The 25,370-nt window shown below is 68.7% G+C and carries 23 protein-coding genes; 11 read left to right on the top strand and 12 right to left on the bottom strand.

Annotated elements, in window-relative coordinates; translation table 11 throughout:
- Positions 1-6: 6 nt before the first annotated feature.
- Complete coding sequence (locus AC07X5_RS15795) at positions 7-2,565, bottom strand: penicillin acylase family protein (RefSeq protein ID WP_494770963.1); 2,559 nt, start codon at positions 2,563-2,565, stop codon at positions 7-9.
- An 87-nt stretch (positions 2,566-2,652) separates the two neighbouring features.
- The gene (locus AC07X5_RS15790; protein WP_409960979.1) at positions 2,653-3,582 is read right to left on the bottom strand and encodes an adenylate/guanylate cyclase domain-containing protein; all 930 of its coding nucleotides are present in this window, start codon (positions 3,580-3,582) and stop codon (positions 2,653-2,655) included.
- A gap of 400 nt (positions 3,583-3,982) precedes the next feature.
- Between AC07X5_RS15790 and AC07X5_RS15785 the strand changes: the two genes are divergently transcribed.
- Positions 3,983-4,351 (top strand): hypothetical protein, encoded by a 369-nt coding sequence (locus tag AC07X5_RS15785; protein WP_494770933.1) that lies wholly within the window; start codon positions 3,983-3,985, stop codon positions 4,349-4,351.
- A gap of 173 nt (positions 4,352-4,524) precedes the next feature.
- Here AC07X5_RS15785 and AC07X5_RS15780 read toward each other — a convergent pair whose 3' ends face one another.
- From AC07X5_RS15780 to AC07X5_RS15765, 4 genes are all read right to left on the bottom strand, one after another.
- On the bottom strand, positions 4,525-5,526 hold the full coding sequence (locus AC07X5_RS15780; protein WP_494770932.1) for an LD-carboxypeptidase: 1,002 nt from the start codon (positions 5,524-5,526) through the stop codon (positions 4,525-4,527).
- A 74-nt stretch (positions 5,527-5,600) separates the two neighbouring features.
- Positions 5,601-6,998, bottom strand: coding sequence for a tRNA adenosine(34) deaminase TadA (gene tadA / locus AC07X5_RS15775; RefSeq protein WP_494770931.1), 1,398 nt, complete (start codon positions 6,996-6,998; stop codon positions 5,601-5,603).
- The gene (locus AC07X5_RS15770) at positions 6,998-7,261 is read right to left on the bottom strand and encodes a hypothetical protein (protein WP_494770930.1); all 264 of its coding nucleotides are present in this window, start codon (positions 7,259-7,261) and stop codon (positions 6,998-7,000) included. Before AC07X5_RS15770 ends, tadA begins: the two co-directional genes overlap by 1 nt.
- Before the next feature lie 47 nt (positions 7,262-7,308).
- A complete protein-coding gene (locus AC07X5_RS15765; protein ID WP_494770929.1) occupies positions 7,309-7,929 on the bottom strand; it encodes a LysE family translocator in 621 nt (206 codons plus the stop codon).
- Between the two features lie 100 nt (positions 7,930-8,029).
- On the opposite strand from AC07X5_RS15765, the gene AC07X5_RS15760 reads away from it, so the two are divergent.
- The gene (locus tag AC07X5_RS15760; protein WP_409961955.1) at positions 8,030-9,019 is read left to right on the top strand and encodes a GlxA family transcriptional regulator; all 990 of its coding nucleotides are present in this window, start codon (positions 8,030-8,032) and stop codon (positions 9,017-9,019) included.
- A gap of 21 nt (positions 9,020-9,040) precedes the next feature.
- Here the strand turns inward: AC07X5_RS15760 and AC07X5_RS15755 are convergent, their stop codons facing one another.
- A complete protein-coding gene (locus AC07X5_RS15755; protein ID WP_494770928.1) occupies positions 9,041-9,931 on the bottom strand; it encodes a YihY/virulence factor BrkB family protein in 891 nt (296 codons plus the stop codon).
- Positions 9,928-10,464 (bottom strand): pyridoxamine 5'-phosphate oxidase family protein, encoded by a 537-nt coding sequence (locus AC07X5_RS15750; RefSeq protein WP_494770927.1) that lies wholly within the window; start codon positions 10,462-10,464, stop codon positions 9,928-9,930. Before AC07X5_RS15750 ends, AC07X5_RS15755 begins: the two co-directional genes overlap by 4 nt.
- Positions 10,465-10,728: 264 nt before the next feature.
- Here AC07X5_RS15750 and AC07X5_RS15745 point away from each other — a divergent pair, with 264 nt between their 5' ends.
- Positions 10,729-11,301, top strand: a complete 573-nt coding sequence (locus AC07X5_RS15745; protein WP_494770926.1) for a hypothetical protein — start codon at positions 10,729-10,731, stop codon at positions 11,299-11,301.
- Positions 11,302-11,866: 565 nt separating this feature from the next.
- On the opposite strand, the gene AC07X5_RS15740 is transcribed toward AC07X5_RS15745, so the two are convergent.
- The 4 genes from AC07X5_RS15740 to AC07X5_RS15725 all read right to left on the bottom strand — a co-directional run bounded on the left by AC07X5_RS15740 (position 11,867) and on the right by AC07X5_RS15725 (position 18,954).
- Positions 11,867-12,862, bottom strand: a complete 996-nt coding sequence (locus AC07X5_RS15740; protein WP_494770925.1) for a Bug family tripartite tricarboxylate transporter substrate binding protein — start codon at positions 12,860-12,862, stop codon at positions 11,867-11,869.
- 62 nt (positions 12,863-12,924) lie between these two features.
- The gene (locus AC07X5_RS15735) at positions 12,925-13,710 is read right to left on the bottom strand and encodes a class II aldolase/adducin family protein (RefSeq protein ID WP_494770924.1); all 786 of its coding nucleotides are present in this window, start codon (positions 13,708-13,710) and stop codon (positions 12,925-12,927) included.
- A 199-nt stretch (positions 13,711-13,909) separates the two neighbouring features.
- Positions 13,910-15,133, bottom strand: a complete 1,224-nt coding sequence (locus tag AC07X5_RS15730; protein WP_494770923.1) for an EAL domain-containing protein — start codon at positions 15,131-15,133, stop codon at positions 13,910-13,912.
- A gap of 242 nt (positions 15,134-15,375) precedes the next feature.
- The gene (locus AC07X5_RS15725) at positions 15,376-18,954 is read right to left on the bottom strand and encodes an EAL domain-containing protein (protein ID WP_494770922.1); all 3,579 of its coding nucleotides are present in this window, start codon (positions 18,952-18,954) and stop codon (positions 15,376-15,378) included.
- A gap of 188 nt (positions 18,955-19,142) precedes the next feature.
- On the opposite strand from AC07X5_RS15725, the gene AC07X5_RS15720 reads away from it, so the two are divergent.
- The 8 genes from AC07X5_RS15720 (at position 19,143) to AC07X5_RS15685 (ending at position 25,359) form a co-directional block, all read left to right on the top strand.
- Positions 19,143-19,604: a hypothetical protein gene (locus AC07X5_RS15720; protein WP_494770921.1), complete on the top strand. Its 462-nt coding sequence runs from the start codon at positions 19,143-19,145 to the stop codon at positions 19,602-19,604.
- 232 nt (positions 19,605-19,836) lie between these two features.
- The gene (locus tag AC07X5_RS15715; RefSeq protein WP_494770920.1) at positions 19,837-20,169 is read left to right on the top strand and encodes a hypothetical protein; all 333 of its coding nucleotides are present in this window, start codon (positions 19,837-19,839) and stop codon (positions 20,167-20,169) included.
- A complete protein-coding gene (locus tag AC07X5_RS15710; protein WP_494770919.1) occupies positions 20,166-21,608 on the top strand; it encodes a TolC family protein in 1,443 nt (480 codons plus the stop codon). The genes AC07X5_RS15715 and AC07X5_RS15710 overlap by 4 nt, the downstream gene beginning before the upstream one ends.
- A gap of 5 nt (positions 21,609-21,613) precedes the next feature.
- Entirely contained in the window at positions 21,614-23,005 is a 1,392-nt protein-coding gene (locus tag AC07X5_RS15705) for a multicopper oxidase family protein (protein WP_494770918.1), read from the top strand.
- A 104-nt stretch (positions 23,006-23,109) separates the two neighbouring features.
- A complete protein-coding gene (locus tag AC07X5_RS15700; protein ID WP_494770917.1) occupies positions 23,110-23,289 on the top strand; it encodes a cupredoxin domain-containing protein in 180 nt (59 codons plus the stop codon).
- Between the two features lie 24 nt (positions 23,290-23,313).
- Entirely contained in the window at positions 23,314-23,817 is a 504-nt protein-coding gene (locus tag AC07X5_RS15695; protein ID WP_494770916.1) for a DUF411 domain-containing protein, read from the top strand.
- Entirely contained in the window at positions 23,814-24,197 is a 384-nt protein-coding gene (locus AC07X5_RS15690) for a copper-binding protein (protein ID WP_494770915.1), read from the top strand. The genes AC07X5_RS15695 and AC07X5_RS15690 overlap by 4 nt, the downstream gene beginning before the upstream one ends.
- Before the next feature lie 70 nt (positions 24,198-24,267).
- Positions 24,268-25,359 (top strand): hypothetical protein, encoded by a 1,092-nt coding sequence (locus tag AC07X5_RS15685; protein ID WP_494770914.1) that lies wholly within the window; start codon positions 24,268-24,270, stop codon positions 25,357-25,359.
- The last annotated feature ends 11 nt before the right edge of the window (positions 25,360-25,370 follow it).

Below are 25,370 nucleotides of genomic sequence, written 5' to 3'. Positions count from 1 at the left end.
TTTGTCTCAAGGCGCAGGCGCCAGTGTCAGGGAGTGGACGAAGCGTGCCGGCTCGCGCTGCAGCAGGCGGTTGCCGGCCCCTGCCCAGGCGGTGGCCATGTCGCGGTAGCGCGGAGAGAACACCAGGCCGCTCTGCCCGGTCTGGTAGATGAAGGTCGATTGCTCCAGGTCCGCCAGGTCGTAGATGGCGCGCAGCGACGCGGCGTGGCGGTTGGCAAAGGGCGCCTTGGCATCGCCCGCGTTGTACTGGCCCACGTTCACGGTGTACGAGTCGCCGTTGGACGGCACGCTCACGTCAAACCAGCGCGCCAGCGCCGCCACATTGCCGAAGGGCCGGTGGCCGCTGACAGCGGGGTGGGCATCGCCCCAGCGCCAGGCGGCGGGCTCGGCGCCGTAGGCGGCCTGCAGGCGGTCGAGCGCCCGGCCCAGGGCCGCGGCCGACTGCTCGGCACAGGTGGAGGGCTGGCACCACCAGGCATCGTTGCGCGCCAGCATGCCTTCCACGCCCGCACGGTAGTCGCGCTTGCCGTAGGTGGCGGCAAAGCGCTCCTTGCCGATGCGGGGCACCACCAGGCCGCGCACCAGCTCGTCGGTCCAGGCGGCCACGATCAGCGGCGCGGCACGGCGGGCATCCATCACGCCATCGAAATCCTTGAGCAGGGCTTGCGCCTTGGCCGCCAGCGGGTGGCTGGACTGGGCCTGCTGCAGGTGGGGCAGCAGGTGCCTGGCGGCCAGCGAGGTGGCGTCGAGCTGGATGGCCTGCAGGCTGGCCGCCGTGTGCTTGGGACGCGCTTCGATGAGCTGGGCGATGCGCTCGTACCGGTAGGGCAGCGCCCAATCCTGCGTCAGGTAGTGCGGGTAGCCGGGCGGCGTGACGCGCTGGTTGGCGGTGGCGATCCAGCCCTTGGCGCCCTCGTCCTGCGGGGTCTGGTCCAGCGGCAGCCAGCCCTTCCAGTCGTAGCGCGCGTCCCAGCCGGGCGACGGGGCCACCCCGCGGATGTCGTTGTCCGGCGCGCGCACGGGCACGCGGCCCATGGCCTGGAAGCGGATGCGCCCGTTCACATCGGCCGCCACCACGCTCTGCATGGGCGAGTGGTAGCTGGCGAAGCCGGCGAACAGGTCTTCCACCGACGTGGCCTGGTTGGCCATGAGCCCGGCCAGCACGGTCTGGTTGTCGGGGTCCAGCGCTGTCCAGCGCAGGGCCAGCACGTACTTCTTGAGGTCCAGCACCTCGGCGTGCGACTTCTGCGCATCGCTGAGCACCGGACCATGGCGCGTGCTGCGCAGGGCCAGCTCCACATCGGGTTGGCCCTTAACGCGGATGCGCTCCTTGCGCACCGCGAACGCGGCCCAGCCCTCGGGCGTGCGGTACTGCGTGGCATCCGCCGGGTTGATCTGCTCCAGGTACAGGTCCTGCACGTCGGGGCTGGTGTTGGTGAAGCCCCAGGCCACGCTGGCCGTGCGGCCCAGCACCACGAAGGGCAGGCCCGGCAAGGTGGCACCCAGGGCATCGATGGCGGCAATCGGCGAGCCGTCCGAGGCCTTGCCGGCTGGCGCCTGCAGGCGGGCGTAGTACCAGATGGCCGGTGCGCTCAGCGACAGGTGCGGGTCGTTGGCCAGCAGTGGCTTGCCGCTTTCGGTGTGCGAGCCGGCCAGCACCCAGTTGTTGCTGCCCTTGCCGTCGTTGGTGCCGGCGTTGCGGGTGAGCTCCTCGGCCCAGGCCAGCATGCCCGCGCCGACTTGGCGGGACCACACGGCGCTGCCGCCCTGCTGCGCCGCAGTATCGGGCTTCCTGGCCTGCAGCGCGGCGCCGCGGGCCAGGCCTGCGCTGGGCGCTTGCGCGCCAGCGGCGTCGCCGCGGTACACGCCCAGCTGCCGGTACAAGGCAGCCAGGTCGGCCGTGGCGGCAGGCGGCTCGCCGGGGTATGGCGGCATCAGCTGCCACAGGCGGTCGGTGTCGAGCGTGCGCGCCACCGACAGGCGCGCGAATTCGTTGCCCCAGTTGCCGCCCAGGTCCAGCGCCATCATCAGCGCCCAGCCCACGCTGTCCTCGGGCTCCCACACGGCACCCGTGTCACCACCGGGCTTGGCACCCAGCACCAGGAACTCGGGCGGCAGGGCCTGCGAGCGGTTCTTATGGAAGGCATGGATGCCTTTGCTGTAGGCCTGCAGCGCCTCGCGCGCATACAGCGGCAGGCCGGCGTACTGCTTGCGCGCCGTGCCGACGATGTCGAGCGAGCGCATGAGCTTGTCGGTCTCCAGCGTGGCTTCGCCAAACACCTCGGAGAGCTGGCCGTGCATCACCCGGCGGTTGAATTCGAGCTGCCAGGTGCGCTCCTGCGCATGCACATAGCCCATGGCGAACCAGGCGTCCTGCGGGCTTTGCGCGCTGACATGGGTAACATCCGCGGCATCGCGCTGCACCTTCACGGGCTGGCCCAGGTCTGCGACCTGCAGCTGGCCATCCATGACCGCAAAGGTCCGCTGCACATAGATGGCGGCCCCCGCCCCCACCAGCAAGGCCCCGGCCACCAGGGCCACGGCCGTTTTCTTGATCCACGCCATATCGTTCTGTCCTGTCTCGGTCTTGTCGCCGGGCATTGTGTCAGAACGTGTCAGTCTGCCCCTGTAAAAAAGGGCGATGCCTGCGCATCAGCCGAGATGGACGTTGGCACCCACGACCTGGAACTGCATGGTGGGCGCGGTGGGCTCGCTGAACGAAACCCCCAGCGCGATATGGCCCGTGCCATGCAGGATGCAGGCATCGCGGCGCAGGCGCACGGGCGAGTCGCTGCCCTCGAAGCGCACCCAGGTGCCGAAGCTGCTCATGTCGGTGAGCACGAAGCCGCTGTTGCGCCAGTCGATGCGGGCGTGCAGGCGCGATACCCGAGGGTCGTTGATGCGAAGCTGCATCTCGGAGGCCCGGCCCACATGCACTGGCGCATCGGCCGAGCTGAAGGACAGGTCCACGCCATGCCAGGAAAACTGGATCTGGCCCAGGATGGTGTCGACCGGTGAAAAGTGGCTGGTCAGCGCCGACTGCATGGTGAGCGAGTCGGGCTCTTCGTCCTGGCGCCACTCCACCTGGTAAAGCATCAGCGTTTCGGCCTTGCCGCGGATTTCCATCTGCCCGAGCTGGCGGTACCAGACCGATGCCGCAGCACCGGCCAGCAGCACCGCCGTTTCGGTGGCCCAGATCTCGGACGGGCCGGCCCGCTCGCACAGGCGGGAGGCCACGTTCACGGCATCGCCGTAGCAGTCACCATCGACCTCCACCACCTCGCCGCTGGCCACGCCCACGCGGATGTCCATGCGCAAGGGGTGGGGCCAGCGGTCCAGCCGGGCCAGGTGTTTGCGCTGCATCTCGGCCATGGCCGACACGGCGCTGGCGGCATCGCCAAAGATGCCCAGCACGCCGTCGCCCAGCTTCTTGACGACGCGACCCGCATTGCCCTCGATGGAGTCGCCGATCCACTGGGTCAGTTGCGTCACCGCTTCGGTGGCACGCTCGTTCCCCAGCGTCTCGTAGAGCGACGTACTCCCGGAAATGTCGGCAAAGACCACCGTCGATAGAACCGTCATGGGCGCGAAGGCACAGGTAACATCATGTGACCCAGTTTAGTCCAAGCGCACCCGGCGTGCATGGCGCCCCATGACGCAGCGGGCCGGGCAAGACCCGGCTTGCACCCATGCGCCCTGCGGTGGGAACACAGCCCTGCACTCTGCCCGTTGTGCCCCTCCTGCACCCGCACAGCAGGGCCCCACTGCATCGCCGGGCAGTCTGCGGGCGCTGCCCGTGGCCGCCCCACGCCGCGGGCACGAGTCCTGCTTGCTCATGAAGACACTTCATTCAAAACACATCGATTAGTTGCAATTGTTTGCAAAAAGCTATCGAGGCCTGTTGGCTTTACGCATAAAGCGAGGGTAGCCCCTTGCGTTTCCCGCGTGTGCCACTTACCTTGGGATTCTTGGTTACATATCCATGGTGAAAAGCCATTCCATGCGCTGGAACAAACCTTATGTACGCGGCAGCAGCCTGCACGGCCTCATTGGCCGGGATGCGCCCGCATCCACCGCCTGGGTGCGCGACCAGCAACTGGAGGAAGTGCGCCGGGCCATGATCGGCAGCCTCTCGGGCTACTCAGGCTGTGAAGTGGCGCGCATGAACATCCGCCTGCGCTATGCGGGCGACATCGAGTCGCTGTGGTACCTGCGCACCGACCTGTTGGGAACCCTGGCCCCCCTGCAGGGCGAGCCATCTGCCAAAAACGTCATTGCCCAGGTGACACTCCTGTTCCAGGGCCTGCTGCCGCGCGCCCTGGGCACACCTGTGCGGCAGACGATATCTTGAGCCACCCGATCAGCGACTCAAGAAGAAGGCTTCGCGCAGTGCGCTCTGTTTGAACGCGCGCGGCCAAAGCCAGCACCCCCGTGCAAGGGCCGCCCCGCCCCACCGGGGGTGTCCCCTCCCGCCTTGTGCAGCAAGACGAGAGAGGGGGAAGACGCGAAGCGTGTCAGGGGGTGTTAGCCAATATGTCCCCAGTAGATCAGGGCGTCGCGCTCTTCCACCGACAGCGACACCGTCGCCCCCACCGGCAGCAGCACCTTGGTCTCTACATGCCCGAACGGCAGGTTGGTCAGCACCGGGGCCTTGATCTGCGTGCGCAGCCAGTCCACCACCGATTGCAGTTTGTAGCCCTTGTCGTGCGGCACCAGCTTGAACTGGGTGAACTGGCCCAGCACCACGGCCTTTTGCTGCGCCAGCACGCCGGCGTGGAGCAGTTGCGTGAGCAGGCGTTCGATGCGGTAAGGGTGTTCGTTCACGTCTTCGAGGAACAAAATGCCGCCCTTCACCTGGGGCAGGTAGGGCGTACCCACCAGCGAGGCCAGCACGGCCAGGTTGCCGCCCCAGAGTTGGGCGCTCTTCACGTAGATGTCGGCTACGGCGGGCTTGCCGGTGGCGGCACCGGGCTTTTCGCGGTGCATGCGCCAGCCCGTGCCTTCGCCGTGGCCGGTGAGCAGATCGTCGAAGCAGGCTTCCATGATGTCGTCGGGCTCGCCCTCGACACCGAAATCCGCGCCCAGTGCCGGGCCGGACCAGCTGATGGCACCGGTCTGCGCCAGCAGCGCATTCTGGAAGGCCGTGAAATCGCTCAGGCCGACGAACTTCATGCCCTTGGCGATGGCCTTGGCCACCGCTTTATAGCGGATGCCCGGCAGGATGCGCGAGAGCCCGTAGCCGCCGCGCGAGATCAGCGCTACGTCGGCGCCGCTAGCGGCCGCACGGTGGATGGCCGCCAGGCGGGTGGCATCGTCACCGGCAAAGCGGGTGTGGCTGGCCAGCGCGTCCACATCCACCTCCACCTCGTGGCCCAGGGCCTTCAGGCGGGCGATGCCGCGCTTGAACGCGGCCTTGTCGCGCACGGCGCTCGACGGCGAGTAGATATAGATGTGCTTGGGGCCATGGTCATGGCCGCAGTCGCCATGGTGATGCCCGTGATGGTGGTGGTCGTGATCGTTGTTCAAAGCGTTCAGGCGCCGGTGTCGGGCCTGCTCCAGTGGATTCGGCGCTGGCTGCGCGAAAAGGCGCTGGCGTGCGGTCAGGGTGCGAAGTATTCCACAGCCCGCTCGGCAATGCCCCGGCCATGCTCCTGCACGAAGTGGCCGGCCTGTGGCAGCACGATGGGATCCGGGCAGCCGCGGATGTCTGCCCGCAGCGCCCGCATGGTCGCAGGGCCCAGCACCGGGTCCTGCGCGCCCACCGCCATCAGGCTCCGGCCTTGCCACTGCTGGCGCCAGAAATCACGCGCCTGGCGCGAGAGCGCGGCGCCCGGGTCACCGGGCCCCGCCGGCACGCGCTCCGGGAACGCGCGCAGCGCGGCGCGGTAGCCCTTGTCGGGGAACGGCGCATCGTAGGCTGCGCATTCGGCCGCAGACAGTTGCGGGTTGCCGCGCGCCAGCAGCCGGCCCACGCCAAAAAGCGGCTTGTCGCGGCACATAGCGCGCCAGTCCACAAAGCCCTGGGGCAGCGGCACATCGCCGGTGGCGAGCAAGGTGTTCATCACCAGCAGGCCGCCAAAGCGCTCCGGGCAGTCCATGGGCAGGGTCAGGCCCAGGATGCCGCCCCAGTCCTGCACCACCAGCACGGTGCGCTGCAGGTTGAGGCGCTCCACCAGCTCCAGCAGCACCTGGCGGTGCCATTCGAACTGGTGCACGGCTTCCTTCTTGGGCTTGTCGCTCTTGCCGAAGCCGATCAGGTCGGGCGCCACCACGCGGTCGCCCGCCGCCAGCCACACGGGCAGCATGTGGCGGTACAGATAGCTCCAGGCCGGGTTGCCATGCAGGCACAGCCAAGTGCGCGGCGCGTCCCGCGGGCCTTCGTCGAGGTAGTGCAGGCGCAGGCCGGCCAGGCTGGGCAGGTCGCTCACATACTGCGGCGACCAGGGGTAGCCGGGCAGGTCGGCAAAGGCAGCATCGGACGTGCGCAGCGCATCGTCGCGCAGCGGGTGGCGCGCCAGGGCATCGGCGCGCTGCTGGCTGCGCCGCGCGCCAAAAAAGCCGGTGAGCAGCGCGCTGCACTCAGGGGCCAGCACCCCGCCCTGCACCTGCGTCTGGTGGTTGATGGCGGTGTGGGCAAACAGGTCCAGCACCGAACCTGCGGCACCCGTCTTCGGCTCCGTGGCGCCATAGACCACACGCGCCAGGCGCGAATGCAGCATGGCGCCGCTGCACATGGCGCAGGGCTCCAGCGTGACGTAGAGGGTGCAGCCGTCGAGCCGGTAGTTGCCCAGACGCTGCGCCGCCGCGCGCAAGGCCACGATCTCGGCATGCGCAGTCGGGTCGTTGGCCTGCACGGGGGCATTGCGGCCGGTGGCGATGACCTGGCCGTCCTGGACCACCACGGCGCCCACGGGCACCTCGCCCGCATCGGCCGCGGCGCGCGCCTCGGCCAGTGCCAGGCGCATGCCGTCTTCGTCGCTCAGCACCGCAGCAGCCATCACTTGTCGGCTTCAGGCAGCGTTTGCGTGCGCTGCTTCATGATGTCGTCCAGCTGCTGCTGGACTTGCTGCTGCACCTGCTGGCTCTGCTCGCGCACATTGCCCGTGGGGTTGATCACGGGGGACGATGCCCCGGTGCCGGGGATGGGCGCCTGCTGCAGCGCAGCCGCGGGGGCGCGCGTGGATGAGAGCTGCTTCTTGGCCACGATGCCCACGATGGCCAGCACCACGATCAAACCGACCAGACCAAACAACCCACGCATGCCTTGCTCCCAGATACTGTGCAGCCTGCACTGTAAACCGGGATGCATCAGTGCGTCATGGGCAGGGCCGCTCCCATCAGGCCAAACAGTGCGCCGCAGGAACGGTTGAACTTGCGGCCCGTGCGCTGCAGCCAGGGGCGGATGCGGTGCGCCAAGCCGGCCAGACCAAGCTCCACCAGGCATTCCACTGCCGCGAAGGTGCCCGCCATGACCACGAACTGCAGCCACAGGTCACGGCCCGGCACGATGAACTGCGGCAAAAAGGCGCCGTAGAACAGCAGCACCTTGGGGTTGGAGATGGCCGCCAGCAGCCCCTGGCGGAACAGCCGGCCGCTGGTGATCGCCTGCCCGCCCCGGGCCGTCGGCAAGGCTTGCAGCTGCATGGCCGGCGCGCGCCACAGCTGGATGCCCAGCCACACCAGGTAGGCGCCGCCCACCCACTTCATCAACGTGAGCGCATGGGCCGACGACTGCAGCAGTGCGCCGATGCCCAGCATGGACAGCCCGATCAGGCAGACAAAGCCCACCGCGCCCCCGCCAATGGTCCACAGCGTGCGTGCCCGCCCGTGCATCGCGCCATGGGCCAGCACCAGCAGGCTGTTGGGGCCAGGGGCCAGCGACAGGCCGAGCACCGCAAGCAGGTAGACCAGCCAGATTTTCAGATCCATTTCAGCACCATCCTCTGAGACATGGCCTGCAGTCTAGGCGCGCATTGCTGCCTGGGCAGCATTCAATATGGCTATCATCCATACCAAATTGGACACCACCATGACCGCCGCAACCGCCAGCGCCCTGCCCCGCCCCGATGTGCGCCTGTTGCTGCTGCCGCTGCCCGGCTTCGCCCTGCTGCCCTTTGGCGGCTTTCTGGACAAGCTGCGTTTTTCGGCCGACGACGAGGACCGCAGCCGCCAGCGCTACTGCGCGTGGACCTTGCTGGGCATCGATGGCAACCCTGTAGTCTCCAGCAGCGGAGTGCAGGTCGCCATGGACACCACGGCCAATGCCGTGGACCTGGCGGCGTTCGATTACCTGGTGGTCTTTGGCAGCCGCACGGTGCAGGCCTCGCGCGGGTACGTGCAGGCCTATGGCCCGGTGCTGCGCAAGGCGGCGGCGCGCGGCCTGCCGCTGGTGGCCATCGACAACGCCAGCTTTCTGCTGGCCGAGGCGGGCCTGCTGCGCGGCCACCGCGTGGCGCTGCACTGGCGCCACGTGGCCGAGTTCCGCGGTGCGTTTCCGCGCATCGCGGTGGCCAGCGAGCAGATCTACTGCTTCGACCGCGACCGCATCACCTGCGCGGGCGGCACGGCCGCCATCGACATGGCGGTGGAGCTGCTGTCGCGCCACTGCGGCCGGGTGCGCGCCTTCAAGGGCCTGGCCGACATGCTGGTGGACGCACCCCGGCACCAGGGCCACCAGCTGCAGTCCATGGACGGCGGCGGGCCCGACCTGGGCCGCCACCTGGCGCGCGCCGTGGCGCTGATGCGCAGTTCTATGGCCGACGGCATGACCGTGGCCGATCTGGCCCAGCGCATCGGCATCGGCCGCCGCCAGCTCGACCGGCTGTTCGCCGAGCGCTTTGGCATGAGCGCGCACGACCACTGGACCCGGATGCGCATGGAGCACGCCCACTGGCGCGTGACCCACTCGCACCACAGCCTGGCGGCCATTGCCGACGAGGTCGGCCTGGGCAATGCCAGCAGCCTGGCGCGGCTGTTCCGCAAGCACTACGGCACCAGCCCCGGTGCCATGAGGTCCTGAGAACTCCCCCCGCCCGGCGGATCAGCCGGAACCGCTTGCTGAGGGCTCTGGGGGCAGTTGCCTTTCGCGCAGCACGGCATTGATTTCAGCACCGAAGATCAGCGTGGTCGCGCTGATGTAGAGAAACACCAGCGTGGCCACCACGCCCGCGAAGCTGCCGTAGATGAGCACCAGCTTGCCGGCGGTGCGCAGCGAGTACGACAGGGTCGCAGCGGCAGCCACCCACAGTGCTGCGCCCACCAAGGCCCCGGGCAGCACCGTGCCCAGGCGCTGCGGAATATCGGGCAGCCAGCCGTAGAGCAGCGCATACAGCAGCACCAGCGTCACATAGGCTGCGCCATAGCGCACGCTGTCGTAGAGCCAGACCACCTCCTGCCCCTCAGCCACGCTGGACACCACGAACTGCCAGATGCGCGGCATGATGATCACGGAGCTGAACACCAGCAGCATCCCCAGGCCGACGATGACCGTGAAGACCGTGACCTTGATGCGCGCCTTCCAGAAGGGCATGCCGCGCGCGATGCCGTACGAGCGGTTCAGGGCCGAGCGCACGGCCTGCATGCCCGAGGAGCTGGTCCACAGCGTCACCACCAGGCCCACCGTGAGCAAGGCCTCATTGCGCTGCGCCAGCACCTGGTGGATCACGGGCTGCATGGCATCGCGCACCACCTGCGGTGCATAGCCCATCACACGCTCGGCAAGCGCCGCCGCCTCACCGGGCTGCCCGAAGAAGCCCGCCGCCGCGGACAACAGTATCAGCAGCGGAAACATGGCCAGCACCGACGAGAACGCCAGGCTGCCCGCCTGGTTCGCGCTCTGGTGCAGGATGTAGTTGCGCACGGCCAGCACGAACACCCCCAACACGGGCAGGTCGGCGATGGCGCGGGCCAGCCACCGCAGGCCCGCCGTCATGGGTGCAAATGCCCTTCGACGGAGTCGTCCAGCGTCTTGCCGATGGCGGCGCCGATCACCATCTTGGTGGCCGCCACCAGGCTGCCGTGCTTGTTGTCCCAGTAGTAGCCCGATTGCGGAACCACTTCGATCACGGTGATGCGCGGGTCGCCCTTGCCCTCGGTGAACCAGGTCTTCATCAGCGGGTTCCACAGTTCGTCGATGAGGGCCTGGTCGCGGTGGATGCGGGCCGTGCAGTCGAGCACGAGAAAGCCTGCGTGCTTGGAGCCCTGCATGAAGATGCGCACCTGGGGGTCGGCCTCGATCTCACGGTTCTTGTGGCTGTCGGACGCGCTCAGGAACCACAGGCGGCCATGCTCGTCGACCTTCTCCACGCCCATGGGCCGGGTGCCGCGGGTCTCGCTGTGGGGTGCGTTGGTGCAAAAGAAGCAGGACTTCGCGTCCTCGGCCATCTCGCGGATGCGCCGCGTTGCCTCGGCCCCGCTCAGGTGCTGGTGCGTGTCTTCGGACTGGTTCTGGTTGATGGAATCCATGGTGCTTGCTTCTGGGGTGGTGGGTGGTCGGAATTGAGCCTCAACCTGAGGGCCAAGAATGTAGGAGGCCAGCCAATTGCCTGCCTCGCGCAGTCCCTGTTCTTCACGGATTCCCGATCAGGTGTAGGAAGAGCGCGCGACCCCTCCGGGCGGGCTTCCCAAATCGCAAGCGCTGGTTACAGTGAAAGCACACGTCCCGCCGGCCATGCGTGGCATGCCGGCGGCCCTGCGGCTACCGCGCACCGACTCATGAAAGGCCCGACCATGAAGACCCTTGCCCTCACCACTGCCTGCCTTGCGATGGTCACGCTGGCCGGGTGCAGCAGCAACGGACCTGCCCCCGTGGCGCGCACGGCGGCCGACGACCCCACCGCCACCTGCCTGGCCGCGCTGGAAGGCCATGCGGCACTGGCCGCGCTCAAGCCCCGCGTGGGCAGCCTGGCCGATGCGGACGCCCCGCCCCTGGCCCTGCGCAGCAGCACGGCCATGCCCACTGCCGAGGAGAAGAAAGCCATCCAGTCCTGGGCGGGCCTGCGCAAGGACTGCGTGAACCGGGGGGCGGAGTTCCGCCTCACCAACGCGCCACCGGCCTATGCAGACATCGTGGAGGAAGAGAACTCCCGCTTCACCGTGTTGCTGTCGCGCCTGTACGTCGGGCAGGCAGGGTATGGCGAATTCCTCAACGAACGCAGCCTGCTCGACCAGGAGATGATGAGCCGGCGCAACAACGCACGCGAGCAGCACCAGCGCGCCAATGCCCCCATCCGCCAGGAAGAGGCGGCGCGCCGCCGGGCGGAGCTCAGCGAGGCCCTGGTGCTGCTGCAGATGCCCCAGTAGCGGGTGCTGTAGCGTCCGTGGTTCTCACAGCAGGCTTGCGATCAGCAGCCCTGCGGCCCCGCACGCCAGAAGAGAGGCCACGACCATGAGCGCGCCGTCGCGCAACAGCAGGGCCAGGCCGATGGGTGCGATGGCCGCCATGGGCGGCCGAACTGGCAAAGGAAAAGAGTTCGAGCGGCGGGACCATGCAGGCCAGCGCATGCCGGACAGCAACGCGTCCGCGGGTGCTGGGCCGCCAGGCCATGCACCAGCATGCCTGCAACGCCTGCCATGTGATTCCCGGCGTTACAGGGCCGAGACGCATATGGGCCCGCCGCTCGCGGGCTTGCCGCCTACCTGGCAGGGCCCAAGTAAAAGGGCCGCGGCATTTCCGCGCTTCCGGACGCCAAGCGCCACCCGCACCGCCGCCTTGAGAGATCTCCAGGCGCCCACAGGCTGGCAGGTTGACTGGCGTGGGATCGGCACATGCACCCCACTGTCGATGCCGGGCACCAGCCACCAAGTCAGCGACCGGCGACCCCGCCTGTAGAACGAACGGCAAGTTCCCCGGCCGGCCCGGTGGGAATCAGGACTCGGCCGTGAAGCCGATGGCCTTGACGATCGGGCCCCAGCGCTCGGTGTCGGCCTTGAGCGCCGCCGCCAGTTCGGCCGGAGTGGATGAACGCGCCTCCAGCCCCATCGCCGCCAGTCCGGCGATCACATCCTTGTCCACCAGCGCCGTGCGGATGGCCGCATTGGCCTTGGCCACCAGTTCGGCCGGTGCCTTGCCCGGCAGGAAGAAGCCGAACCATTCGTTGTAGGTCATGTCCTTGTAGCCCTGCTCCACCAGGGTGCTCACGTTGGGCATGAATTTGTTGCGCGTGGCGCCCGAGGTGGCCAGCACGCGGATCTTGCCGCCTTGCAGGTGGGGCAGGAATTCGCCCACCGGGGCCGAGACGGCCGCGATCTGCCCGCCCAGCAGGTCCAGGATGGCGGGCTGCGAGCCACGGAAGCCCACGTGGCGCATGTCCACCTTGCCGGCGCGGCTGATAAGTTCGCCCACGAAATGCGGCACCGATCCCGGCGCGGGTGAGCCGAAGTTGGCGCCCGTAGGGTTGGCCTTGCACCAGTCCAGGAACTCGGGCACGGTCTTCACCGACACGGGCACCTGCGGGCCCACGGCAAAGCCCATGTCGAACACCACGCCCAACGAGACCGGGGTCACGTCGGCCACGGGGTCGTAGGGCAGCTTCTTGTAGGTGTGGGGGTAGATGCCCAGCATGGACATGGGGGTCACCAGCCAGGTGGCGCCGTCCGCGGGCAAGGTCTTGAGCGTGGTGATGGCGATCTGCCCGCCAGCGCCGGTCTTGTTCTCCACCACGGCCGACTTGGCGTAGCCGCCGGTGATCTGGGTGGCCACGCGGCGCGCCAGGGTGTCCACCGTGCCGCCGGCGGCAAAGCCGGCCAGGATCTTCACGGTGTCGATGGCCTGGGCCTGGGCCATGAAGGGCAGGCTGCCTGCGGCGCCGGCCAGGGCCCATTGCAGGGCGTCGCGGCGCGACAGGGATGTGGAAGCGGTCATGGTCGGTCTCCTCATTGTTTGTAATGGAACGGATTCAAGAACCTGTTCAAAGACCCCGGAGTTTATGCCGGTGCCTGCACCAGGTCATAGAGGGTCAGCCCTGCCCTGCGCACCGCGGCCCAGAACAATTTGGCATACAGGTCGTTGTCCGGGTCGGTCAGGCCCACATCGCGCGACGAAACCGCCAGCGCCTGCGCCGCGATCGGCACATTGGCGCCGGCCATGGAGTCGGCCAGCACCTGCACCTCGCAGGCGCGCTGCAGCACGTAATTGAAGTAGAAGGCCTCGGGCACATTGCGGCCCGTCACCAGCAGGCCATGGTTGCGCAGGATCAGGCAGTTGCTGCTGCCCAGGCTCTGCACCAGGCGGCCTTGCTCGCCCGGGTGCACGGTGATGCCCTCGAAGTCGTGGTAGGCCACATTGCCCTTCAGGAAGGCCGAGTAGAAATTGTTGAACTTCAGCCCCTCTTCCTTGCAGGACACGGCCACGCCCGCTGTGTTGTGGGTGTGCATGATGCAGTGCGCGTCCGCCCGCGCGCCGTGGATCGCGCTGTGGATCACGAAGCCCGCGCGGTTGACCGGGTAGCCAGCCTCCCCCACGGGGTTGCCCTGCAGGTCGATCTTGACGAGGTTGTTCGCCGTTACCTCGCCGTAGTGCAGCCCGAAGGGGTTGATGAGGTAGTGGCCTGCGTGCGAGGGCACGCTCAGCGTGATGTGGTTGAAGATCTCCTCGCTCCAGCCGCGCGCATGGAACACGCGGTAGCACGCCGCCAACTGCACGCGCAGGCGCCACTCGTCGGGCTCCATGCCTGCCGGGCGGCTCGCCGCCAGATCTTTGTCATCGAACATTCCCATTCCCTTCCACAGCGTCAGGCGCTCTCGATCATGATTGTCCGGGATGCCCCCGCCGCAATGCGCTTTTGCCACTCCAGCAAAACTCTTCTGGCGTCGTTGCTGCGTCTTGTCGTACTACCCGTACTGCCTGCGACACAGCGCCTAGCCAGAACCGCTTCGCTGAGTTTTTCTGGCCACTCTCAGCGGGCAAGCTTCACGACACCGTGTCCGAAAAATCCGGCCGCACGTCCACCGGCGTCCACTCCATGTCGCCGCAGATGATGAGGCGCTGGCCGTGGCGCTCCACGCTCACGGACAGGGTGATGCACATGCTCAGGCTCTGCATGGTGCGGTAGGGGCGCGTGACCTGGACCACGCCCACGTCGGCCAGCGCGCGGCGGAAGTACGGGCGGCGCGACCAGCGGGCGCCGGTGGTGTCGCGCAGCGGGGCGAAGGCATCGCGCTCGGCCAGCACCAGGCCGCGCCCGGGGGAGAACAGGTTCACGCCCACCTGGTGGCCGCTGGCGTCGAGCAGGTAGCAGACGTCGGCGTTGTGCAGCCCCAGAAAGCCGGCGCAGGCCTCGGCCAGGGTGGCGCCGGCCTGCATGCCCGCGCAGGCATGCTCCATGGCCTGCACGTAGGGCTGCAGGCGATTGCGGTAGGCGCGGCGCTGCTCGTGCCAGCGGTCGCCGCACAGGGCCCAGGTGTCCTCGATCTCTTCGCTGGTATAGGCCGGGGGCAGCAGTTGCGCCGCAGGGCGGCCGAAGAAGTAGCCCTGCACGAAGTCGGTGTCGGAGTCGAGGGCGACCACGGCCTCCTCGCGCCGCTCGACGCCTTCCATCAGGACCAGGGCGCCGCATTCGTGCAGCAGCGAGACCATCTGCGTGGTCACGCGCCGCACGGTCTGGCTCTGCGCGGCCTTGACGACCACGCTGCGGTCCAGCTTGACCAGCGTGGGCGCGAGGGTGAACACCCGGTCGAAGTTGGAGTGGCCGGCGCCGAAGTCGTCCAGCGCGAGCAGAAAGCCCTGGGCCTTGAGCTCGCGCACCTGGGCTTCGAGGTCCACATGGTCGTCGATGGCGGTCTCCAGGATCTCCACCACGATCTGGTGCGGCGCCAGGCCCGACTGGCGGCAGATCTGCTGCAGGCGCTGCGAGGCCGACATGGCGTTGCCGCGCGAAAAGATGGAGGCGTCCACGTTCAGGAAAAGCCAGTGCGACTGCGGCGAAAAGCGCGCAAAGCTGCCGGCGTGCAGCTCGCAGGCGGCCACATCGAGTGCGGTCTGCTCTTCGACCGACTGGCAGCGGGCAAAGAGTTCGGGCGGCGACACGGGCGTGCCATCGGGCATGGTCCCCCGGAGCAGGGCTTCATAGCCCACCACGCGGCGATGGGCCAGGCTGAAGATCGGCTGAAAGTGGGACTTCAGTGCTATCGTCACGGCAGGGTCGCTTGGAAGGCTGCAGGCTGGGTTTGGAGCATGGTTTCGTCAGGTGGATGGATGCCTGCTTTTTCAACAGCCCGGTGGAACCGCGCACACAGGATTTTGCATGCGCTTCGGGAACCTGGTCGTCAGCCAGCCCAATGCCCTCAAGGCATTCGCAGCATCAGCATCTTCCGTGCCAAGCATGCTTGGGGTGTGAGCCGCGCACAGGGCAAGCAGGCGAGCGGGCGGACCTCACGCTACCCCTTGGCAGCATAGCGCTGCGCCATCAACTGCTCAAAATTTTCCAGCGGCACGGGCCGGCTGAACAGGTAGCCTTGCCACTGCGTGCAGCCGTGCTGCGCCAGGAATTCGCGCTGGGCCGCGGTCTCCACGCCCTCGGCGATGACGCCGATGCCCAGGCTCTGGGCCATGCCGATGATGGTCTGCACGATGAGCGCGTCGGTCTCCTGCAGGCCGATGTTGCGCACGAAGCTCTGGTCGATCTTGAGCTGGTCCAGCGGCAGCCGCGTGAGGTAGGACAGCGAGGACTGGCCGGTGCCGAAATCGTCCATCGAGAAGCCCATGCCCAGTGCGCGCAGCGCGTTCATGCGGGCGATGGTGTGCTCCACATTGTCCAGCGCCATGCTCTCGGTCAGCTCCAGTTTGAGGCGGTCGGCGCGGGCGCCGGTTTCGCTGAGCACGGCACACACCTGGTCCACGAAGTCGCCCTGGCGGAACTGGCGCGCGCTCACGTTCACGGCCAGCTGCAGGTGGCTGCGCGCGGGGTCGTCCTGCCATTGGCGCAACTGCCGGCAGGCAGTGCGCAGCACCCACAGTCCGATGCCGAGGATCTGCCCGGTCTCTTCGGCCAGCGGGATGAATTCACCGGGCATGACCAGGCCGCGCCCGGGGTGCTGCCAGCGGATCAGCACCTCGGCCCCGATGGCCTGGCCGCCCTGCCCCACCTGCACCTGGTAGTGCAGTCGGAACTGGTCCTCGGCCAGGGCGGTGCGCAGGTCGTTTTCCATCGCGGCGCGGGCCGTCACTGCGGCCTGCATGCGCGGGTCGAAAAAGCGCACGGCGTTGCGCCCGGCGGTCTTGGCCGCGTACATGGCCAGGTCGGCGCGCTTCATGAGCTCGTCCACCGACTGCTGCGCCTGCCCGCTGAACAGCACGGCGCCAATGCTGGGCGTGCTGTGCACATGGTGCAGCGCCAGCTGGTAGGGCTGGTTCAGCGCGGCCAGCACCTTGTTGCCCACGGTCTGAGTGTGCTCGGCGGCTTCGGTGGGCTCGCTGCTCATGCCCTTGAGCAGCAGCAGGAACTCGTCGCCGCCCAGGCGCGCCACGGTGTCGCCTTCGCGCACGCAGGCCTTCAGGCGCTGGGCGACCTGCTGCAGCAGCACGTCGCCCATGTCGTGGCCCAGGGTGTCGTTGAGGTTCTTGAAGTGGTCCAGGTCCAGGCACAGCAGCGCGCCGTACTGGCCCGAGCGGGCGCTGCTGGCAAAGGCCTGCTGCAGCCGGTCCATCATCAGGCGGCGGTTGGGCAGCAGGGTGAGCGGGTCGTAGAAGGCCAGGTGCTCGATCTCCCTGGCTGCGGCCGCCTTCTGCGTGATGTCGCTCAGCGAGGCCACGTAGTGTGTGAGCCGCCCCTCGCCGTCCTGGACCGCCGTGATGCTCATCTGGTGCAGGCTCACCCGCCCGTCCTTGCAGCGGTTCCAGATCTCGCCGCTCCACTCGCCCACACTGTCCAGGGTCCGGCGCAGGCCGGTGAAGAAGGCCGCGTCGTGCTGGCCCGAGGCGAGAAAGCTGGCGCGCCGGCCCACGGCGTCGGCGCTGTCGTAGCCGGTGATCTTGGTGAAGGCGCGGTTGGTGCGCAGGATCACGGTGTCGGCATCGGTGACCAGCATGCCCTCCTGCGATTCGAAGGCGATGGCGGCGATGCGCAGCTCCCGCTCGGCGTTCTTGCGCGCTGTGATGTTGTTGCCGATGCCGCGGTAGCCCATGAAGGCACCGTCCGCATCGAACATCGGCGTGCCGCTGACCGAGACCCACTCCACCGCCCCTGAGGTGGACCGGCGCGGGTACTCGAAATCACGGAACTCGCGGTGCTCGCGCAAGGTCTGTTCATGCTGCGCCCAGTCGACCGCGATGCCCTCGGACGCAGCCACCGCGCCGCCGTCGTCGGTGGCCACCTCGTGGCGGGTCTTGCCCACATGCCACTGTGGGCCCGGCAGGTTGCGCGCTGCAGCCTCGCCCTCCAGTGTCACGAAGCGCAGCTGCGCGTCCTGCTCCCAGTACCAGTCCGATGACAGCATGGTGAGCGTGCGAAAGCGCGCCTCGTTGTCTTCGAGCTGGCGGCGCACGCGGTACGACTCGGTGACATCGCTGAACACCAGCACCACCCCGGTGATCCCGCCTGCGGCATTGCGGATCGGGGCCGCGCTGTCGGCAATCTGGTATTCAGTGCCGCCGCGGGCAATCAGCGTGGTGTGGTTGGACAGCTCCACCACCAGGCCGCTGGCCATGACCAGTTGTACCGGGTCTTTCGATGGCTCGCGGGTGCGCGCGTTGACGATGCGAAAGATGTCCGTGAGCGGCCGGCCCCGCGCCTCGCGCAGCGGCCAGCCGGTCATCTGCTCGGCCACGCCATTCATGCGCACCACCTGCCCCGCGGCATCGGTGACCACCACCGCATCACCGATGGAGTCCAGGGTGATGGCCAGGTTTTCCTCGCTCTGGCGCAGCTCGCCTTCGGCCTGCTGGCGGGCCTGGGCCATGTGGTTGAAGCGCTGGGCCAGCTGGGCCAGCTCGCGAAACCCCGTCTCAGGCACCGCAGCCACCTGCTGGCCCTGGGCAAGTTGGTCGGTGGCCCGCAGCAGCCGTGCCAGCGGCTTGCCCACGCCGCGGCGCACGCCTTCGTGCGCCAGCACGAACGAGGCCAGCAACCCCAGCAGCAGAAAGCCGATATCACGCCACATCTGCCGTGCGATGCGGGCATACAGCGCATCGAGCGGCACCGACAGGCGCATGCTGGCCACCGGCCTGCCCTGGGATTCGAGCAGGGGCCGCACGACCTCGATGTAGCGGGCACCGTCCTCGGTCTCCAGCAGGCTGGCGCCGCCCTGCAAGGCCTGGACGCCAGCGCCCGGCACGGGCAGGTCGGGCTGGGTGCCCAGTTCCTCCGGCTCGGGCGGATAACGCGCGAGCACCCGGCCATCGGGGCCGATCACGCGGGCCACGGCACCATCGGGCAGGCCCAGCTCATGCAGGCGGCGGCTCCACCAGTCGAGCGACACCACGGCCACGGCCGCGCCCAGCACGGCGCGGGTGTCGGGGTCGATCAGCGGTTGCGCAAAACTCACGCTGGCCACGCCCACCGCCGGGTCCACCTGGAAGCTGCCCACGGAGAACTCGCGCGCCACGATGGCCCGCAGGAAGTGGGGCTGGTCGGTCAGGTTCACCGGCACCCGGGCCGGCACGGCACTGCAGCGCAGGTCCCCGTCGGCGCGCGGCAGGCCGATGTTCACGTAGGTGGCGTTGAGCGCCAGCACCTCGGCCAGGTACTGCGAACAGTCGGGGGCATCGAGTTGCTGCGCCCGGCGGGTTGCGGCCAGCTGCTGCAAAAAGGTGCGGGTGGAGTCGATCAGGCTCTGCTGGCTGGAGGCCAGGGTACGGGTCAGGAGCAGCGCACTCGCGCGCGCCGCAGCCACCGACTCCTCGCGGCTGGCCTGCGCCTGGTAGGCCACCAATGCCAGCGCAGGCAGCGTGGCCACCAGGATCAGCAGCCGGATCCTGGCAGACAGGGAGCCCGTAGCCAACTGCGGCAAAGCACGCATGGGGCCTTTCGCGTAAGGACGTGGTTTTTGGGCCTGCCGGACGCATGGTCCCCGGCGAGGCTCGCAACCATACTAACATCTGGAAACATCTTAACCCTGGATCAGCGCTGGCGGCAGGTTTGCCCGTAAACCCCGCGACAAGGGGGTCCCTTGCAGAACTTGCGGTGCCAAGGTCTTATCATTGCACCATGCGTCGCGGCTTTCTGCTCTATTTGCTGATGGGGTTGCTGGTCCTTCGGGGCCTGGTGGGCACCGCCATGGCAGCAGGCATGGTGCCCATGCAGCACCATGCACCGGCGGCCACTGTGCAGGCCCAGGTGGCGGACCACCACCATGGGCAGCACGACCACCCTGGAGCCGCAACCCAGGCGGACCAAGGCAGCCTGCAAGGCGCCGCCCATGGTGGTGCCGATGCCACGGCCCATGCAGCCCCCCTGGCCTGCGATGGCAGCGCGGCTGCCAGCAACGGCTGCGCCACGCACAACCAGCACGCCAACTGCACAGCCTGCGAAATCTGCCACACCGCACTGATGGAGCCACCGGCATTTCCGGCCGCGCCCCTGCCGCCGGCGGCCAGCGCCGCCGCTGCGGCCGCCACGCCTTTCGACAGCGCCACCGCCGCGCTGGCCATCAAGCCCCCCATCGCCTGAAGCTGCCTGCGCAGGGCCTGTTCAGGCCTGTGCGAGCGCGCCTGCCACCCCTTTTTCGCCCACAAAGGTGCGCCTGGCGCGCCCTTGCTGTGGCGCCAAGCGTGCATGGCGCCTGACCGCCCCCTGAACGGCCCTCGCCCTGCGCCCGCCCGCACCCGCCCAGCCTGCACGCGCACGACGAGCACACCGCAGGCCATGGCGCCGTTCCATCTACCCTTTCTGGAGACCGCACATGCGCGACATCTTTGCCTTCGTTCTTCGCCGGCCCTGGCTGAACGCCCTGGTCCTGTGGCTGCCCGCCATGGCCGGGGCCGAGCCGCAGGCCACTGCCGGCCTGGCCCCTGCTGCCGCCCCCGCTGCGGACCATGCCCCCGTGGCTCACCGCACCCTTTCACCCATGCCACCGCTGCCAGACGCCGATGTGCTGCCGACCGAGTGGCGCGCCGCCCACCAGGCCGTGGCAGCTTTTCCGCGCGGCCATGCCGATATCGTGCGTTGGGAGGCCAGCCAGGGCAGCGCCGCGGCAACCACCCAGCCGCAACACCACCAGGGGCACAAGCCATGAGCCCGCAGCCGCTTCCCCGCCTGGCGGCGCTGGCCCTGGCGAGCGCTCTTGCTGGCTGCGCCAGCGTTGCGCCCGATGGCCTGCGCGGCGATGTGCAGGCCCTGGCACAGCCTCGTATCGGGTTGACTGGAGTGGCCGATGCCGCCCTGCCCGCCGCCGACCCGGTCGCGCGCGAGCAGGCGCGCCAGGCCATCGCCGGCTGGCTGGCCCAGCCGCTCACGCAGGAGGCCGCCGTGCGCACCGCCCTGCTCAACCACCCCGGCCTGCAGGCCCGTCTGGCGGCGCTGGGCGTGGCCGATGCCGAACGCGTGCAGACCCTCACCCTGCCCAACCCGCAATTCTCCATTGCCCGGCTCACCAACAGCCATGAGCGCGAGATCGAGCGCAGCCTGGCCTTCAGCCTGCTGGACCTGGTCACCCTGCCCTGGCGCAGCGCGCGCCAGGCCGAGCAATTGCAGGTCGCCACCGTGCAGGCCGCGCAGGAGGTGGTGGCCCATGCCGCCGACACCCGTCGCGCCTGGCTGCGCGCGGTGGCCGCCGAGCAGGTGGCCGCGGCGCATGAGCGCATGGTGGAGGCCGCCGAGGCCGGAGCCGAACTGGCCCGGCGAATGGCCCGGGTCGGCAACTTCAGCCGCCTGCAGCAGGCGCGCGAGCAGTCCGTGCTGCAGGAAGCCAATGCCCAGCGTGCCCGCGCCCGCCTGGCCGCCGCCACCGCGCGCGAGCAACTGGCGCGCAGCATGGGGCTCTGGGGGCCGCAGGTGCAGCAGTTCACCCTGCCCACGCAATTGCCGGCCCTTCCCGCGACGGCCCTGCCGGCCGACGGCATCGAAGCCACCGCGCTGCGCGAGCGCCTGGACGTGCAGGCCGCGCGCCGCCAGCTCGACACCGCGACGCGCCAGCAGGGCTGGGCGCGTGCAGGCGCCGTGTTCGGCGACATCGGCATCGCCTACCAGCGCAACACCGCAACCGAGCAGGACAGCGACCACCGCGAGACCACGCGCGGCTGGGAGCTGGATGTACCCCTGCCCCTGTTCGACTGGGGAGGCGCCGCACGCACCCGCGCCCAGCTGCGTATGGAGCAGAGCACCGCCACCTTGCAGGACACGGCGGTGCGCGCCCGCAGCGAGGTTCGCAGCGCCTGGCTCACCTACCGCACCGCGCTCGACCTGGCGCGCCAACAGCGCGATGAGGTGGTACCGCTGCGCCAGCTCATCACCGACGAGACCACGCTGCGCTACAACGGCATGCTGGCCAGCGTGTGGGAGCTGCTGGCCGAGGCACGCGCCAGCACGCAATCGGTGGCCGGGGCCATCGAGGCGCAGCGCGACTTCTGGCTGGCCGAGACCGATCTGCAACTGGCCCTCACCGGCACATCGCCCGGCGCCCTGCAAGGCCTTGCGGCCAGCAGCGCCACCCCATCCACCCCAGCAGGCCACTGATCCCTATGCAAAGACGCCATTTCTTCACGGCAGGCGCCGCCACGGCCGTGGCCGCAACCACCGTCAGCCGTGTGGCCCTGGCCGCGCTGCCCGAGCCCGCGATGCAGGCCAGTGCCGACACCGCGCCGCCGCTGCACCCGCCCACGGGCCGGCCCTATGACCCCGTGGTCACGCTCAACGGCTGGACGGCGCCCTGGCGCATGAACGCCGGGGTCAAGGAGTTCCACCTGGTGGCCGAGCCCGTGGTGCGCGAGGTTGCGCCGGGCTTTCTGGTCAACATGTGGGGCTACAACGGGCAGAGCCCAGGCCCCACCATCGAGGTGGTGGAGGGTGACCGCGTGCGCATCTTCGTCACCAACCGCCTGCCCGAGCACACCTCGGTGCACTGGCATGGCCAGCGCCTGCCCAACGGCATGGACGGCATCGCCGGGCTGAACCAGCCAGCCATCCAGCCGGGCAAGACCTTTGTCTACGAGTTCGTGGCACGCCGGCCCGGCACCTTCATGTACCACCCGCATGCCGACGAGATGGTGCAGATGGCCATGGGCATGATGGGCCTGTGGATCACCCACCCCAGGGCGGCGCACCCGCACATCGCGCGGGTGCAGCGCGACTATGCCTTTCTGCTCAACGCCTTCGACGTGGAGCCCGGCGCGCGCACGCCCAAGGTCAACACCATGCTGGACCACAACATCTGGTGCTGGAACAGCCGCGTCTTCCCGGCCATCAGCCCGCTGGTGGCGCGCCAGGGCGAGCGCGTGCGCATCCGCGTGGGTAACCTCACCATGACCAACCACCCCATCCACATCCACGGCCACGAGTTCGAGGTGACCGGCACCGACGGCGGCCCCGTGCCCAAGGGCGCGCGCTGGCCCGAGGTGACCACCGACGTGGCCGTGGGCCAGATGCGCCAGGTGGAGCTCATCGCCGACGAGGCTGGGGACTGGGCCTTCCACTGCCACAAGAGCCACCACACCATGGGCGCCATGGGGCACGAGGTCCCCACCATGATCGGCGTGGACCACAAAGGCCTGGTCGGCAAGATCCAGAAGATCGTGCCCGACTACATGGTGATGGGCGAGCGTGGCATGGCCGACATGGGCACCATGGAGATGCCCCTGCCCGACAACACCTTCCCCATGATGACCGGCACCGGCCCCTATGGCCCACTGGAGATGGGCGGCATGTTCACCACCTTCAAGGTGCGCGCCAACCAGCCGGCGGGCGACTACCGCGACCCGGGCCACTACGCACAGCCGCCCGGCACGCAGGCCTATGAATGGCAGGGTGCGCCGGCCGCCACGCCGACCCCGCCGCGCACCACCACGCCAGGCACCGCGCCTGGCGCAGCCAACGCACGCAAACCCGCCGCCCACAGCGGCGGCCACCGGCACTGAGCCTTTGGAGCAGACCATGAACATCCTGTCCACATCCCGCCGCCTTGCCCTGCACCTTGTCGCTACCGCCGCCCTGCTGGCCGGCACGGGAACCGCATGGGCCCATGGCAACGCCACCCATGGAGCATGACGAGCCCTATATGTCGCATGTGGCGGCCGGCAAGCAAGGCCAGCTCGTCTGGCAATTCAACCGCCCCGGCCGCTTCGACTTTGCCTGCCTGATCCCCGGCCACTACCAGGCCGGCATGGTGGGCACCATCCACGTCATCCCGCGCAAGGGCTGACCTCGCATGAAAAAAGGAACTCCGATGACCCTCCCTTCGACCACCACCACCCGCCGTGCCTGGCTGACGGCCACGCTGCCGGTGCTCGCAGTCGCCGCACTGCCTTTGTCTGCTGGTGCAGCGGCACCCACACCCGTCGAGGTCTGGAAAGACCCGAACTGCGGCTGCTGCCAGGACTGGGTGGACCACATGCAGGCCAACGGTTTTGCCGTGAAGGTGCACGATACCGGCAACAACGCCGTGCGCGCCCGCCTGGGCCTGTCGCCCAAGCTGGGCTCGTGCCACACCGCCCTGGTGGGCGGCTACCTGGTCGAAGGCCATGTGCCCGCCAGCGACGTGCGCGCCCTGCTGCAGCAAAAGCCCGACGCCCTGGGCCTGGCCGTGCCCGGCATGCCCATCGGCTCGCCCGGCATGGATGGCCCGGCCTACGGCAGCCGCAAGGACAGCTACGCCGTGCTGCTGGTTGCACGCAATGGCAGCACCCGCGTTTTCAAGAACTACCCCGCAAACCAGAAAGCATCGACATGAACCACAGCACCACCAACCCACTGCGCACCGCCCTGCTCGCCACCACATTCCTCTTCAGCGCCGCAGTTGCGTGGGCAGGCGACGACCATGACCATGGCGAGGACCACGGCAGCCACGCAGCACCCACCGCGCCGCAGACGGCCGCAGCCGCACCGGAGTTGACGCAAGGCGAGGTCGTGCGCTGGGACGCGGCCAGCGCCAAGGTCACGCTGCGCCACGGCCCCATCCGCAATCTGGACATGCCGCCCATGACCATGGTGTTCCGCGTCACCGACCCGGCCCAGGCCGCGCAGGTCAAGACCGGGGCCAAGGTGCGTTTTCGGGCCGAGCAGCAGGCGGGGGCCTATGTAGTGACGCGCATCGAACCGGCAACGCCCTGAGCCTTCGCCGTGTGGTGGGTGTTCCTACAATCTCCCTTCGATAGAAACGAAAGAAAGAGGAATCCAGTTCATGGAAGCCACACGACGAAATCTGTTGGCTGCGTTGAGTGCCTTGTCCAGCGCCCTGCTGGCATCGACACCAGGCGTAGCCGCGGCTGCGACGGGTGTGCAAGCCGGCATCCACCCCTGGCTGGAAGCCGGGGACACTGTGGTGGCGGAGGTGCTGGCCGATGGCAAGGTAGTGGGGCAGCTGGACCACCGCTCCACCAAGGCCGGCGTGCCCCGCCTGCCGGCCACCACCGTGGCCTTGCCCGCGGGCGTGCAGCGCCTGCAGCTGCGCGGCACGGTGACCGTGGCTGGCAAGGCCACCCGCTTCGACCGGACCTGGAAGCTGCGCGACCTGGCAAGCATGTCGGCCCCGCTGTACGAGCAGGGCAAGCCCTGGCCGGAGCGCGTGCGTGCACTGGCGCAGGCGATCCCGGTCCCTGAGGACGATGACGCTCCACTCATCGTGGCCTCTGCCCCACCGGCGGCCGGGGCCGTCTTGCAGTCCCTGGAAAAGCGGCTGGGGGCGCCCCTGCCTCCGGCGTTGGCACAGTTGCTGGCGACCTCCGACATTCGCCTGGGGCGATCGCACTTTCTGCACCCGGCCGCCATGACCACCCTGCTCGACCTGATGCACGGCGACTTCGGCTACCCAAGCACCGGCAAGGATGCCCCGAGCAGTTTTCTAACGCCCGGCGTGCGCGACCGTTATGCACGCAGCCTGGCAGTGTTCGTCACGGTCGGTGACGGCATGGGCGCCCTGGCCTGGGACCCGAAAGGCCTCGCACCCGAGGAGCACACCCGCCTGGGCAGCCCCCCAGGCCCCGCCACAGGCAGCGATGGCCTGTGGTTCTGGATGCACCAGGAGATGGCGGTCAAGCCCTCGCTGCTGCTGGACAAGGACAACCGCCCCCTGGGCACCGACCTGGCCCTGGCCAGTGTGTTCGATCGCTACGCGCTGGCAGACCTGTTCCAGCCCATGACCGACGATGAGCTTGTGCTGGACAGCGCCACGCCCTTGGGCAACCTGCTGCAGCTGTACTTCGACCATGCGCGCAACCCGCGGCTCAGCCTGAACAGCTACAACGGCCACTACGGGCACTACACACAGTATTGACAGCCCGACTG

This window comes from Acidovorax sp. GW458-11-26-14-TSB4, from assembly GCF_059423865.1.
Note: the sequence above shows the minus strand (reverse complement) of the source record. Positions and strands in the feature narration are given on the sequence as shown.